Below are 14099 nucleotides of genomic sequence, written 5' to 3'. Positions count from 1 at the left end.
CCTGACGGTCAGTGGCCGCGCGGGATCACGAGGCCGGATTCGTAGGCGAGGACGACGAGCTGGGCGCGATCGCGGACGTGCAGTTTGGTCATCGCCCTGTTGATATGGGTTTTCGCGGTCAGTGCGCTGATCACCATATGGTCGGCGATCTCGTCGTTGGTGAGGCCGTGCGCGACGAGCGACACGGCCTCGCGTTCGCGATTGGTCAGTTCCTGCAGCGCACGGGTATCGGCGCTGCGCGGTGTGCGGGTGAAGTATCGGTCGATCAGTCTGCGGGTGATCGCGGGTGCGAGCAGCGCGTCTCCGCGCGCGGCGACCCGAAGGGAATGCAGGAAGTCCTGCGGGTGGATGTCTTTGACCAGGAATCCGGCCGCGCCGGCGCGCAGTGCGTCGTAGACGTACTCGTCCAATCCGTAATTGGTCAGGATGACCACATGCACCGCGGACAGAGCCGGGTCAGCGGCGATGCGCCGGGTGGCCTCGATGCCGTCGACGATCGGCATCTGGATGTCGATGAGAGCGATGTCGGGCCGGTGATGCCTGATCAGCGTCAAGCCTTCGCCGCCGTCACCGGCCTCGGCCACCACCTCGATGTCGTCTTCGAGGTCGAGCAGGGCGCGGAATGCGCTGCGGATCAACGGTTGATCGTCCACCAGCAGAACTCGGATCATGATGTGTGCTCCACCGGGAGCGCGGCGTGGACGCGGAAGCCGCCTTCGCGGCGTGGTGCGGCCCGCAGGCGACCGCCGAGGGCGGTGACCCGCTCGCGCATCCCCAGCAGGCCGACCCCGGGCGGCGGTGTGGCCTCGGGGGTAGCCGTGCCGTCGTCGTCGACGAGGATGATCAGCGCGTCGGGTTGGTAGTCGATCCGGACCGACGCGGACTCGGCCCCGGCGTGCCTGGCGATGTTGTTCAGCGATTCCTGCACGATCCGATAGCCGGTCCGATCCACCGCGGCAGGCAGATTCCGGTGGTGTCCCTCGATGGTCAGCGTCGCGTCCAGGCCGGCCGCCCTGGCCCGATCCACCAGGCCCGCGACGTCGGCGAGGCCGCGCGGCGGACTGGTGCCGTCGTCACGCAGAGCCTCCAGGGTCGCGCGCAGTTCGCGGGCGGCCTCCCGGCCGGCCTCCCGGATCACCAGCAGCGCTTCGGGCACCTCCTCGCCACGCTTGCGGGCCACGTGGACCGCGGCCTCGGACTGCACCTTGATCACCGAGATCTGATGGGTGAGCGAATCGTGCAGTTCCCGCGCGATGTGCAACCGCTCTTCGTCCGCCCGGCGTCGCGCGGTCTCCTCCCGGGTGCGCTCGGCCTCATCGGCCCGGCGTTCGGCCTGTCGCAGCGCCTCGCCCGCGGCGCCCGCGGCGATCAGCCACGCCAGTTCGAGGGCGCCGCGGGCTCGCGCGAACGCCTCGCCCATGTCGCCCACCGACGCCACGATCGCGAGCGGCAGCGAGACCACCACGATCGCCGACCCCACGACCGCGACGATGCGATGACCGGCCCGCACCGCGACATACACGGCGAACAGGAACGCGACGGCGGGCACGTCGAAACCGACGGCCTGATAGCCCAGCGCGCAGAGCCCGGTCACGGCCAGGACGGTGATCGGGGCGCCGCGCCGCGCGGCCAACGCCAGGCCGCTGGTCGCCAGCAATGCGTAGCCGAGCAGGTCGAGGCTCGTGAGCAGGGGTCGCTCGGACAGGCCGGTGATCACCAGGATCACCGCCACACCGACGGCGATCGCCCAGTCCCAGATCGGTCTCCGGCCCATGAAAGCACCCTAATCGGGTTGTGTCGCGGGCGAATCCCGCGCGCGGATGATCCGCGCCTACCGCGCCCGCGGTACACCGGCGGGTCGACGCGATCGTGCGGATGGACGGCTACCGCATCCGTGGCAGCGCGAATTGTCCGCGACCGCGGGATGTTCCGTGGCCGGTCGCACCGCAGTATCGGACGAGTCGATTCCTCACCTGTGAATTCGTCATCCGCGAAGGAGCCCCGCCATGTCTTTCCGTCGCCTGCTCACCATGGTGGCAGCCGCCCTGCTCACCGGAATCGCGTTCGCCGTGCCCGCGGCGGCCGATGCCTCGATCCGGTCCACCGCCGCTGTCACCGGCATGACGTCCGGGCGACTCGGACCCACCCTGACCGCACTGGTGGGGTTGATCGGTGTGATCAGCGGCGGGCTCGCGCTGACCCGCTCCGGTGGCAGGCCCGCGGCTGCTGTCGTGGCCTCGGTGGCGGGATCGATCAGCGTGGTCCTCGGCGGGCTGTTCGCCGCCACCGCCGACGGCGGGCCGGGTACCGGCAACGGGATCCTCGGTGCCGCCATCGCCGTAGTGTTGGGGTTGATCGCCACGATCTTGGGAGGCTGCGCGCTGGCCCGCGCCCGGCGCGCGGGCTGAGCCCGGCACAGCCCTCGTCCGGTTCGCGCCCTGATTCCCTCGGTCGGGGTGATCGCCTCGGCTCCCTGGCGGGCCCGCCGCTGATATGGTAGACGCCGCTGTTCATCATGCGGGTCGTGTCAGGGCGATCATGGACGAGGGGTGATCGCCCTGACACCAGTCCCTGTCCCCGGCCGTGCCCTGCGGCCGGTGGTCGAAGGCCCCTTGCCGGGAAACGTTCTGCCCGATCACTCGCGCATACCCCGATGTGCTTGCATACTCTGTGCGGGGCAGCGTCGCTGCCTCGTACACAGGCGCCGGAACACGCCGGCGCCACGGAAACTCTCCGGGGGTACACGTGACCGACAAGACCACGCGGGGCTCCGCCCTGCGCAACAAGCGATCCCGCCGCTCGCGGCTGGGCGGTGCCGCGCCCGCGCTGCTGGCGGCGTCGCTGATCGCGGCTCTGGTGGCAGGCTGCTCGTCGTCCGACGACGGTGGCGACACCACCGCCGCGCCGGTGACCGGGCCGCTACCCGACGCCGCGCAGATCATCCAGGAGTCCTCGCGGACCACCCAGACCCTGCAGTCGGTGCATCTGGACATCCAGGTGACCGATGTGCCGAATCTGCCGGTGGAGAGCGTCTCCGCGGATGTGACCAACCAGCCGCAGGGTGCGGGCCAGGCCATGGGGGAGGCCAAGGTCAGGACCAAGCCCGAGGAGCCGTTCATCGACACGAAGTTCATCGTGGTCGACAAGACGCTCTACACCGCGGTCAACAGCTCCAGCTACGCGCCCGTCGGGCCGGCCGAGCAGGTCTACGATCCGGGCGTGATCCTGGACAAGGACAAGGGCCTGGCCAATGTGATCGCGCAGGTGGAGAACCCGAAGGCCGAGGGCCGCGAGACCCTCGACGGCATCGCCGTGGTCAAGGTCACCGGCACCATCGACGGCTCGGTCATCGATCCGGTCGTGCCGCGTCTGGGTGAGGGTGCGGGCACCCTGCCGATCACGCTGTGGATCGCCGACGTGCCCCCGCCGAGCGACACCGGCTCGGAGTCGACCCGCCCTTCGGACGCCGCCTCCACCGGTGACGGCCCGAACCTGGTGCGCGCCGTCGTCGACAAGGACGGTGGCACCGTCGAGGTGACCCTGTCCAAGTGGGCGGAGCCGGTCAACGTCATCAAGCCCGCGAGCTGACGCCGGGCAGGCGACAGGACACCCGGTCCGGAGCGTGAGACGGCCCAGCCGCTCGCGTTTCCGGACCGGCTGCGTTCCCAGCGCCTTCATCTGACCCACCGTTGCCGCTCCGGCAGCGCGGTGGGCGAAAAATACATTCCGACAACGCCGTTCGCATGCCTGGTGGGGAGGCCGGCCCGCGAACCGTCGTTGTCGCGACATCGCCGGGCACGGCGATTCCGTCCGCCGCGCAACGAGGTCCGGCCGATGCCGGTCCACCTCTCGCCCCGCCTCGCGCGGGCACCTCGGCGACCGCTTAAGAGATTGTTCAGTGAAGTACAAGGCGCCGCGGGAAGCATTCACTCTCGACGACAGCGCCGGCGACCTGATCGGCACCAGGAAACGCCGTTCGGACACGGAGGATTGACATGACGACAAGTGACCGCCCGGAGGTCGAGGAGCGGGACTTCCGTCGACCCCCCGCGCCGACCGGCCCGCCGCCCGTCTCGAACGTCTGGGTGTACAACGGCAAAGCCTACGACCTGTCGGAGTGGATCTCCAAGCATCCCGGCGGCGAGTTCTTCATCGGGCGCACCAAGAATCGCGACATCACCTCGATCATCGGTTCCTACCACAAGGATCCCGAGCGCATCGAGCGCATGCTGGCGCGCTACTCGCTCGATCGTGAGGCCAGGCCAGAGGACATCCACCCCAAGGCCAACGCGCCGGACTTCCTGTTCAAGGAAGGCTTCGACAGCTGGCGCGACACCCCGAAGTACCGCTTCGACAACAAGAACGATCTGTTGCACAAGGTCAAGGCGCGCTTGAAGGACCCCGAGGTCGCCGCCCGCATGAAGCGGATGGACCGGATCTTCGACATCGTGGTGATCGTGCTGGCCATCGCGTACTTCGCGGTGCAGGGCGTGCGGCTGGCCGAGCCGGCCTGGATGCCGCTGCCGGTGTTCGTGCTCGCCATGGTGCTGCTGCGCAGTTCGCTGGCCGGGTTCGGGCACTACGCCATCCACCGGGCCCAGAAGGGCATGAACAAGATCTACACGAACGCCTTCGACATCAACTATGTCGCGCTGGCTTTCGTCACCGCGGACGGTCACGCGCTGCTGCACCACCCGCACACCCAGAGTGAAGTCGACATCAAGAAGAACGTCTTCACGATGATGATGCAGGTGCCTCGGCTGTACCGGGTGCCGATCCACACGCTGCACAAGTTCGGTCACACGGTCACCGGTATGACGATCCGGCTGCTCGACGTCGTCCGGCTCACCCGCAAGGTGGGCGTCAAGGAGATGTACGGCAGCATGCGTGGCGCGCTCCCGCACTTCATCGGCTCCTTCGGGATGCGCGCGCTGCTGCTCGGCGAGCTGATCGTCTTCACCGTGGCCGGTGACTTCCTGGCCTGGGCACTGCAGTTCGTCATCACGCTGTGGATCAGCACCTTCCTGGTGGTGGCCAGCCACGACTTCGAGGTCGAGACCGACGCGCTGCCCGAGTCCGACACCGAGGACTGGGCGGTCAACCAGATCGAGCAGGCCTACGACCTGAAGGTCATCGGCAACCGCTACATCGACTGCTTCCTCGCCGCGGGCCTGAGCTCGCATCGTGTCCACCACGTGCTGCCCTACCAGCGCAGCGGCTTCGCCAATATCGCCACCGAAGACATCCTGCGTGCGGAATCCGCGGAGTTCGGCGTCGAATGGCTGCCCGCCAAGAGCTTTTTCACCGATCGCTTCCCGAAGCAGATAAGCACCTACCTGTTGGCTCCCTCCCGGGAGGCCGAGGAAAAGAACTGGGGCTTCGTACGCGAACACCTTTCACCGACGGCGCTGAAGACCTGCGCGACCTACACGGTCCAGGGCTTCACCGGAATCGGGACCGTCTGACCCGATCCCGCTGACCGCACCGATCACCACCGGAGGCCGCGCCGCCGACCACCACATTCCTCGAAGGGAACAAAGACCATGTCCATCACCGTCGACCAGGGCGGCGCACGCCCCGCCACCGAGCCCCGCCACCGTATCGCCCCCGCTGTCGAGCATTCTCCGATGCCGCCTTCGCCGCCGGTCACCATCGGCGTCATCGAGGGCATCGCCACCGGTGCTCCCGAGCGCAGCGTCGATCAGGCCGGGGCGGCGGAACAGGTCGCCGGGTTGTTCTCCGATCCCCGGCAGCAGGCCCGCATCGCCCGCATCTACGACAAGACCAGGATCGACACCCGCCGGATGGCCGTCGATCCGACCGATCCCGAATTCCTCGAATTCAGCAGGCGGCCGGGCAATCTCCGCGATCGGATGAACCTGTACTACCGGCACGCCGCGCCGCTGGCGGTCGATGTCGCCGGCCGCGCGCTGGCCGATTCGGGGGCGGCGGCCGAGGAGATCGGGCAGCTGGTGTTCGTCACCAGCACCGGGTTCATCGCGCCCGGCGTGGATGTCGCGGTGCTTACCGAACTCGGGCTCTCGCCGACCGTCGGTCGAGTCGTGGTCAACTTCATGGGGTGCGCGGCCGCGATGAACGGCATCCGCACCGCGACCGACTACGTGCGGGCACATCCGGACAAGAAGGCGCTGGTCGTCTGCCTGGAACTGAGCTCGGTGAACGCCGTGTTCGCCGACGATGTCAACGACGTCATCATCCACAGCCTCTTCGGCGACGGATGTGGCGCGGTGGTCGTCGGCGCGCGGCAGGCCAGGCAGCCGCTGGCGCCCGGCCGGATCGTGGTGCGCGACAGCTTCAGCCATCTGTTCGCCGGCGCCGAGGACGGCATCGTGCTCGGGGTGAATCACAACGGCATCACCTGCGAGCTGTCGGAGAATCTGCCGCAGTACATCTATCGCGGCGTCGATCCGGTGGTGCGGGGCGTCCTGGCGCGCAACGGGCTGACCAAGGCCGACGTCGACCTGTGGGCGATCCACCCGGGCGGTCCGAAGATCATCGAGGAATCGGTGCGTTCGCTCGGACTCGATCCCGATCAGGCCGCGCCCAGCTGGGATGTGCTGGCCCGCTACGGCAACATGCTGTCGGTTTCCCTGATCTTCGTGCTGGAACAGATGATCCGGCAGTCCACGGCGGGCGAGTCCATCTCGACCGGTGTGGCCTTCTCCTTCGCGCCCGGGGTCACGCTCGAAGGTCTGATCTTCGACATCATCCGTCGCTGATCTCGCGACCCATCGCTTCTCTCGAGAGAGCACCTGATCATGCAACTCATCAAATTCCTGGTCTCGATCTCCTGGGCGCGCATTGCCGCGGTGATCGTCACCGGCCTGGTCTGCGGCGCGGCCAACACCTACCTGGTCACTCTGATCAACGCGGTGGTCTCGCCCTCCCCGCATCCGCGGGCCACCGTCGAACAGTTCCTGCTCACCATCGCGGTGGTCCTGATCAGCGGCCTGCTCTCGCAGGTACTGCTGATCCGCCTGGCGCAGGACGCCATCTTCCGGCTGCGCTCGGATCTGAGTTCGAGCGTGGTCGCGGCCCCGCTCGAGCACCTGGAACGGCTCGGCATGCACCGGCTGGTCGCCACGCTGACCGAGGACGTGCGCTCGCTGTCCCAGGCGGTGACCGCGATCCCGGCCATCTGCATCGACGTGGCGACCATCATCGGCTGCTTCGTTTACCTGGCCACCGTGTCCGGGCCGATCTTCGCGATCACGATCGCGGGGACGCTGATCGGTGTCGCGTGCGTCGAGGTGTTCCTCGGCCGTGTGCGCCGCATCTACCACGCGGCGCGGGAGAACGAGGACGCGCTGCTGCGCTCCTTCCAGGCGGTCACGCTGGGCATCAAGGAGCTCAAGCTGCACCGCGGCAGGCGGCGTGACTTCATGGACCGCCATCTGCTCGGCACCGCCAGGCAGTTGCGGGCGCAGAATGTGGACGCGGGCTCGAAGTTCTCGGTGGCACAGAGCCTCGGGCAGCTGCTGCAGCTGGGCACCATGGCGCTGATCCTGTTCGGCGTGGCCAAGGCGATGGAGATGCCGCGCGAGGTGATGGTCGGCTACATCCTGGTGACGACCTTCCTGGCGATGCCGATGCAGAACTTCATGCACCGCATTCCCGACCTGCTTCGCGGCGACGTCGCACTGGCCAAGATCCGGGCGATGAACTTCTCGCTGGAGACCCTGCACGACGAAGATCAGTTGCCGTACGCGCAGCGGCCCGCTGTCGAGTCGGCCCGGCTGGAGCTGTCCGGCGTGAGCTATCACTACCGCCAGGACGCGCCTTCGGCGATGCCGCCGGGTCCCCCCGGACCGCACGGCCATCCCGGTGGCGGGCATCCGCCGCTGCCGCCGCCCGGTCACGGGGGCGGTCCGCGCCAGGGCGTGCCCGATGTCAACGGCAAGCGCCAGGTCAGTCACGCCGGGGTGGACGGCAGACCCGTTCCGCTGGGTCCGCCGCCCGCAGGTCCGCCCGGCGAGGACGACGGGTTCACGCTCGGCCCGCTGGAGCTGGTCTTCGAGCCCGGCGAGATCACCTTCGTGGTCGGCGGCAACGGCAGCGGCAAATCGACGCTGGCCAAGCTGATCACCGGACTGTATGTGCCGCGCACCGGCACCGTCTCGCTCAACGGCGAGGTGATCGATCACCAGAACATCGAGTGGTTCCGGCAGAACAGCTCGGCGATCTTCACCGATTTCCATCTGTTCGAGGACTATCTCGGATTCGACCAGCCGGGGATCGACGACGAGGTCCGCCGGTATCTGCGGGAACTACGGCTCGACGACAAGGTCGACGTCCGCGACGGCACGCTGACGACCATCGCGTTGTCCCAAGGCCAGCGCAAGCGCCTGGCCCTGCTGACCGCGCTGCTCGAGGACCGTCCGATCTACGTCTTCGACGAGTGGGCCGCCGACCAGGAACCGAAGTTCCGGGAGGTGTTCTACAAGGAGATCCTCGTCGGGCTCAAACGGCGCGGCAAGACGGTCGTCGTGATCACCCACGACGACCGGTACTTCGATTGCGCGGATCGGCTGGTGAAGCTGGAACTCGGCCGCATGGCCGAGCCGGTCCCCGTCGAGGGCTGACCGCTACCGCCCACGCCCGGTGACGCTTCGTGTGTCACCGGGCGTCGGTGTGACCGGACGCGGATCGCCCGGACTCCGCCTCGTGTGGCGCGGCGAACGACGGTGGCGTGCCGTGCGGTGGCGAAGGTGTGACCGGAGAATCGCGCGAACCGGCCGGAGTTGGCGACATCTCGGGGCTCAGGCGGCCGGTGCGGGATCGAGGGGGACCTGCGAGCCCTCGATCGCGCCCACAGCCGCGCCGATGACCGCGCCGGTGACGACGCCGGGGCCGGTGCCGAAGGCGTAACCCATGGCCGCGCCGACCGCCGGCCCGATGACCAGACCGGTGGGCAGGAAGGGAATCCCGAAGAGGAACCCGACCATGCCGCCCGCGACCGCTGCCAGGCTCGCGACCGGGGCGATCGCCACGCCGCCGATGACCGCGCCCATCGCCGCGTCGCCGATTACATACTCGGCGATCACATCCGAACGCCGCGGGTCCACGCCGGTGCTGTCGAGTACATCCGAGAGCGCGTTCTCGAAACCCGCCGCCCCCTCGTTGATCTCGGCGGCCTGGTCAGGGGTGATGATGCCGGGACGACCGAGTTCGACCCTGCCGATACGGATCTGTTCCGCGTTCGCCGGTGCGTCGGCCGCGGGCGCCACCGGGGCGACTCGTGCGACGAGCGGCTCGGCCTGCACCGGAGCGGGTGGCGGGAGAACCACCGCCGGAGCGGGAACAGGTGCTATCGGCGCAATTCCCAGCGCCGAGGTCACCATCTGGACGAGATCCGGAGCGGATGGCGGCGGGCCGGGATCGAATCGGGGCGGCGCGACCGGTGTCGGCCCACCGAATCCGAAGCCCGCGAGTGGGACCTGACCTGTGCGGAGTGGCTCGGTGAGCTGGGCGGGGAGTTGCTCGACCGGCGCGGTGAACTGCTGGTCGTCGGCGGCGGCGGGTGCCGTCCCGGCCATCGCCGCGCACACCACACCGACCACCACGGCCGTCGCGGCGCGCAGGGCGAATGTGCGGTGTGGAGCGTCGGGCCTGCTGGATGTGGCCATTGGCTACCTCATTCCGAAGGAAGGACCTACGGAAGGGGATTCGGAGCGGCAGGCCGAACGGATGCGCGCCGACGACGAGCCGGGCCCCGGCGGGTGCCGGAGCCCGACTCGTGTGCGCGGTGCTGCTCAGGCGGCAGGCGGTGCGGGAAGGTCGGATTCGAGGGGAACCATCGAGCCCTCGATGGCGCCGACGGCGCCACCGATGAGCGCGCCCGCGGCGGCGGCGGGGGCGGCGATGAACGCGTACCCCATGGCCGCGCCGACCACCGGCAACACCACCAGGCCCGCGGGCAGGAACGGGATACCCGCGATGAACCCGGCCATGGCGCCGACCATCGCGCCCGCACCGGAGATGGGGGAGGACAGCGTATTACCGACCATCGCGCCGATGGCCGCGTTGCCGATCATCTTCTGGGCGACCACATCGGAACGCGCGGGATCCATGCCCGCCGTGTCGAGCGCGTCGGACAGCCCCGTCTCCGCGGCGAGCGCGCCGTCGTTGACCTGGGCCGCGATGTCGGGCGGCACGAACTCGGGGCGGTCCACCTGGAGGCTGCCGATGCGGACCCGGTTGTCCTGCAGCGGCATCGGCGGTGCCTGCGGCTCCGGCTCGGCGATCGGGGTGGCGGCGGGTGCGGGCGCCACCGCGACCGGCACCGCGACGTTCGCCGATGCGTGCTCGAGAGCGGCCGAGACCCGCGGTGGCACACCGAAATCGATGACGCCGAGCGGGGAGCCGTGCGCTGGTGCCGCCACCGCGCCCGGCAGGACCGGGAGTTCCCCGACCGGTGCGACGAGCGGGCGGTCGTCGGCGACGGCGGGAGTGGTTCCCACCACCGCCGCGCAGACCGCCCCGCTGAGTAGAACCGTTGCGGGACGCAAGACGAAACCGCGGTGTCCAGCGGCGGGCCGGTTGTGTGTGCCCGCAGCGTGCTTGCCCATTGGCTACCTCATTCCGAAGGGACGACCTACGGATCTGATTCGGAGCTGCGGACCGGGCGGATGACATCCTCGGCGTGTCGGGCGGGATCGCGGGTTGGACCTGTCTCCGCCCTCCGTGATAAGAGGATGGTCATGTCTCGTTCACCGTTCGTCCCCTTCGGCGACAGCGTCGTCGCGTGCCCGGGTTTCGCTCCCGGGTGTCGTCCGGTAGCACGATGACGGCGGCTCGAGAATCGGGTGTGGCGCCCGCGACCGCCACTTCCACTGTCCCGCCCGCCCCGGGAGTGACGCGGGCCCAGGGGTACCGCACGGATCTGGACGGATTGCGTGGCGTCGCGATCGCCCTGGTGGTCGTCTTCCACATCTGGATGGGCCGGGTCTCCGGCGGCGTCGATGTCTTCTTGGTGCTCGCGGGTTTCTTCTTCACCGCCTCACTGCTGCGCCGCGCCGAGTCCCGCGCCGGGATCTCGGTTCGTGAGACCGCCGCCCGGCTGGCCAGGCGCCTGCTCCCCGCGCTGGTGCTGGTGCTCGCGGTGGTCGCGCTCGTCGTGGTGCTGACCAAGCCCTACACCCAGTGGACCGAACTGGCGGCGCAGACGCTCGCCTCGCTGCTGTACTTCCAGAACTGGTATCTGGCGTTCTCCTGGGCGGACTACCTCGCCGCCGATCCGTCGGTGAGCCCGCTGCAGCACCTGTGGTCGATGTCGTTGCAGGGGCAGTTCTATCTGGCCGCGCTGATGGGCATCGCGGCGCTGGTGTGGGCCTGCCGGAGCCTGGGCATACCGGCCGCGATCCGGCCGGTCCTCGCGTTCGTGCTGGCCGTGCTGACAGCGGCCTCGTTCGTCTACGCCGCGCGCGGGGTCGGACTGCATCAGGGGTGGAACTACTACGACAGCTTCGCCCGGGCCTGGGAACTGCTGGCGGGCGCGCTCGTCGCGGTCGTACTACCCGCCGTGAGTCTGCATCGGGTGCTGCGGGCGCTGCTCGCGCTGGCGGGTGCCACGACAGTGCTCGCCTGCGGCTGGATCGTCGACGGCGGCTCGCTGTTCCCCGGTCCGGCCGCGCTGATCCCGGTCGGGGCGACCATCGCCCTCATCCTGGCCGGTCAGAACCTGTCGGCCGAGCAATTGCCGCTGCCCAACCGGCTGCTGGCCTCCGCCGTGGCGGTCCGGCTCGGCGAGATGGCCTACGCGCTGTACCTGTGGCACTGGCCGTTGCTGATCTTCGTGCTCGCTCACCTCGGCGACGCGCGGACCGATCTGCGCGCCGGGCTGGCCGTGTTGGCCGTGTCGCTGCTGTTGGCGTATCTGACACACCGATTCGTCGAGGAGCCGCTGCGCGCGCCCGCCGCCGTCCGCGCCCCCCGGGTGGAGGTGGGACACCGGGTGATGCTCGCCCTCGGCGTGACGGTGCTCGCTTTGACGGTCACCTCCCAGGTGGTCACCAGCCTGTCGCCGCCGCAGCCGGTGAACACACTGGAACCTGTCCGCTATCCCGGGGCCGAGGCGCTGGTCGGCGGCGCGGACACGCCTGCGGCCGAGATACGGCCCAGCGTGTTCGACGCGCCTGCCGACGCGGCCTATCCCACCCGCGACGGGTGCATCGCGGACTGGGACACCCGCGAGGTGATCACCTGCTCGTACGGCGATTCCGACGCCGACCGCACCATCGCGGTGGTCGGCAACTCCCATTCCGAGCACTGGGTGCCCGCCCTGGACCTCCTCGGCCGGGAGTACGGCATCCGCATCGCCGTCTACCTGAAGATGGGCTGCCCGCTGACAGTGGCGGAGGAGACCTCGTACAAGGGGCAGTCGATCCCGGACTGCCGCGACTGGTCGCTGGAGGTGATCGACCGGCTCGGCGTGGACCGCCCGGATTGGGTCTTCACCACCGGGACGAGGCCGAGAGACCTGATCGGCGACGAGACCCCCGACGACTATGTGCAGGTCTGGTCGCGGCTGTCCGAGCACGGCTTGAACATCCTGGCGATCCGCGACACCCCGTGGCTGCGGCGTGACGGGGTGCGCTACCGGGCCATCGACTGCCTGGCCGGCAACGGCGACCGGCTCAGCTGCGGCATCCGCCGGGCGGACGCCTTCGATCCGGTGAATCCGGCCGAGGAGCCCGCCGCCTCGTTCCCGAACGTGTTCACCCTCGATCTCACCGACGCGGTGTGCGGGGCCGACATCTGCCCGGTGGTGGAGGGCAATGTCCTGGTCTATCACGACGAACACCACCTGACGGCGAGCTACTCGCGTTCCATGGCCCCGGAGCTCGGCCGCAGGCTCGGCCCGATCCTCGGGTGGTGGTGAGACCGCCGCGTCGGTGCGCGCATCGATAGCCGACGATTCGCCCGCGAATTCCCCGCGTCGGACGCGGGCGGCGGGTGCGCGCCGGATCCGGACGCTTTCCAGGACGTTTGTCCAGTTCAGCGCCGGGTTGCCGACCGGGCGACGGTGGCCGCCGCGCGCGGACTCTTCATGATCGAGTTGATAGCATGGATTTTCCAGCCGACCGGAATGCGGGTGCGCACGCCGATGCACCTCGAGAGAGTTTTCCATGCAGTTTGAAATCGTCGAGCGGGACGAGACCTGGGTCGCCGGTTTGCCCGTCCGCAGTCCGAAACGCGCTCTCGGGGAACTGCGGGATCACGCCCTGGAAGCGGCCTGGGCCGCGGTGCTGCATCAGGAGCTCGGCGGCCCGCTGGCCAGCGCCTATACCGATTACACCGGTGAACTCGGCACCTACAACACCCAGATCGTCGGCTACCGCTGTCACTCCTTCGACGACGTCACCCGCGGTCATCTGGTGGCCCGGCTGCCGCGCGGCTATTACGCGAAGTTCTCCTCGGTCGGCGATTTCCCGCAGGTGATGACCGACCTGTGGACACAGATCTCCTACGCCGAAGAGCACAACCAGATCAAGCGCACCTATTCCGGCGATTTCGAGTGTTATCCGCACGCCTACAAGATCGAGCTGTACCTGGCGGTGGACCCCCGATGACGTACACGATCGCAGTCCGCAACGAGGCGATCTACGGCGGGCTGGTGGTGCCGAGGGTGACACCGAGTTTCAAGGTCAGCAACAGCGAGCTGATCGAGTTCCTCAAGGATCGCCTGCGTGACCGCGAGGGCGGGGACCGTCCGATGTACACCGTCTATGTGCCTGATCCCGCGGGTAGTCACAACGCGATGGTGTGCTTCGAGTACCTCGACCCGTCGGCGGTGCCGGTCGGCGATCTGCTCGTCCGGGTGCCCAAGGGTGTGTACGCGCGCTTCGAGCCCAACGGTGATTATCACGACCCGGTGGAGGACGTCTGGGCGCAAGTCGACGACGCCACGGCGTCGGCGGAGATCACCCGCGCCTACCGGGAGGAGATCGAGGTCTGGCGCGGCCCCCAGGATGTCGAGCTGTACATTTCCATTCTGGTGTAAATAGCTCTTGATTAACTATTTGCGACCAATCGGTCCGTTGGTCGCCATGTGAGCCGGATAACACGTTCTCCAACAG

Annotated in this window: 12 protein-coding genes; 8 read left to right on the top strand and 4 right to left on the bottom strand. The window is 68.8% G+C overall.

Going from position 1 to position 14099, the window contains the following annotated elements; genetic code table 11:
* Positions 1–8: 8 nt before the first annotated feature.
* The gene (locus IU449_RS13185; RefSeq protein ID WP_195002065.1) at positions 9–671 is read right to left on the bottom strand and encodes a response regulator; all 663 of its coding nucleotides are present in this window, start codon (positions 669–671) and stop codon (positions 9–11) included.
* The gene (locus IU449_RS13180) at positions 668–1774 is read right to left on the bottom strand and encodes a histidine kinase (protein ID WP_195002064.1); all 1107 of its coding nucleotides are present in this window, start codon (positions 1772–1774) and stop codon (positions 668–670) included. The genes IU449_RS13185 and IU449_RS13180 overlap by 4 nt, the downstream gene beginning before the upstream one ends.
* Positions 1775–2006: 232 nt before the next feature.
* On the opposite strand from IU449_RS13180, the gene IU449_RS13175 reads away from it, so the two are divergent.
* The 5 genes from IU449_RS13175 to IU449_RS13155 all read left to right on the top strand — a co-directional run bounded on the left by IU449_RS13175 (position 2007) and on the right by IU449_RS13155 (position 8603).
* Positions 2007–2408, top strand: a complete 402-nt coding sequence (locus IU449_RS13175) for a DUF6223 family protein (RefSeq protein WP_195002063.1) — start codon at positions 2007–2009, stop codon at positions 2406–2408.
* Between the two features lie 337 nt (positions 2409–2745).
* Entirely contained in the window at positions 2746–3588 is an 843-nt protein-coding gene (locus tag IU449_RS13170) for an LppX_LprAFG lipoprotein (protein ID WP_324188213.1), read from the top strand.
* Between the two features lie 407 nt (positions 3589–3995).
* On the top strand, positions 3996–5465 hold the full coding sequence (locus tag IU449_RS13165) for a cytochrome b5 domain-containing protein (RefSeq protein ID WP_195002062.1): 1470 nt from the start codon (positions 3996–3998) through the stop codon (positions 5463–5465).
* A gap of 78 nt (positions 5466–5543) precedes the next feature.
* Positions 5544–6740 (top strand): type III polyketide synthase, encoded by a 1197-nt coding sequence (locus IU449_RS13160; protein ID WP_195002061.1) that lies wholly within the window; start codon positions 5544–5546, stop codon positions 6738–6740.
* A gap of 39 nt (positions 6741–6779) precedes the next feature.
* Positions 6780–8603, top strand: a complete 1824-nt coding sequence (locus IU449_RS13155; RefSeq protein ID WP_195002060.1) for an ATP-binding cassette domain-containing protein — start codon at positions 6780–6782, stop codon at positions 8601–8603.
* Positions 8604–8780: 177 nt separating this feature from the next.
* Here the strand turns inward: IU449_RS13155 and IU449_RS13150 are convergent, their stop codons facing one another.
* On the bottom strand, positions 8781–9647 hold the full coding sequence (locus IU449_RS13150) for a hypothetical protein (protein WP_195002059.1): 867 nt from the start codon (positions 9645–9647) through the stop codon (positions 8781–8783).
* Between the two features lie 126 nt (positions 9648–9773).
* Positions 9774–10589 (bottom strand): hypothetical protein, encoded by an 816-nt coding sequence (locus IU449_RS13145; RefSeq protein WP_195002058.1) that lies wholly within the window; start codon positions 10587–10589, stop codon positions 9774–9776.
* A gap of 215 nt (positions 10590–10804) precedes the next feature.
* Here IU449_RS13145 and IU449_RS13140 point away from each other — a divergent pair, with 215 nt between their 5' ends.
* The 3 genes from IU449_RS13140 to IU449_RS13130 all read left to right on the top strand — a co-directional run bounded on the left by IU449_RS13140 (position 10805) and on the right by IU449_RS13130 (position 14023).
* The gene (locus IU449_RS13140) at positions 10805–12901 is read left to right on the top strand and encodes an acyltransferase family protein (RefSeq protein ID WP_195002057.1); all 2097 of its coding nucleotides are present in this window, start codon (positions 10805–10807) and stop codon (positions 12899–12901) included.
* Between the two features lie 247 nt (positions 12902–13148).
* Complete coding sequence (locus tag IU449_RS13135) at positions 13149–13592, top strand: GyrI-like domain-containing protein (protein WP_195002056.1); 444 nt, start codon at positions 13149–13151, stop codon at positions 13590–13592.
* A complete protein-coding gene (locus IU449_RS13130) occupies positions 13589–14023 on the top strand; it encodes a GyrI-like domain-containing protein (protein WP_195002055.1) in 435 nt (144 codons plus the stop codon). The genes IU449_RS13135 and IU449_RS13130 overlap by 4 nt, the downstream gene beginning before the upstream one ends.
* The last annotated feature ends 76 nt before the right edge of the window (positions 14024–14099 follow it).

This window comes from Nocardia higoensis, from assembly GCF_015477835.1.
GTDB lineage: Bacteria > Actinomycetota > Actinomycetes > Mycobacteriales > Mycobacteriaceae > Nocardia > Nocardia higoensis_A.
The sequence above is the reverse complement of the archived record's forward strand: the minus strand, read 5'-3'. Positions and strand labels throughout refer to the sequence as shown.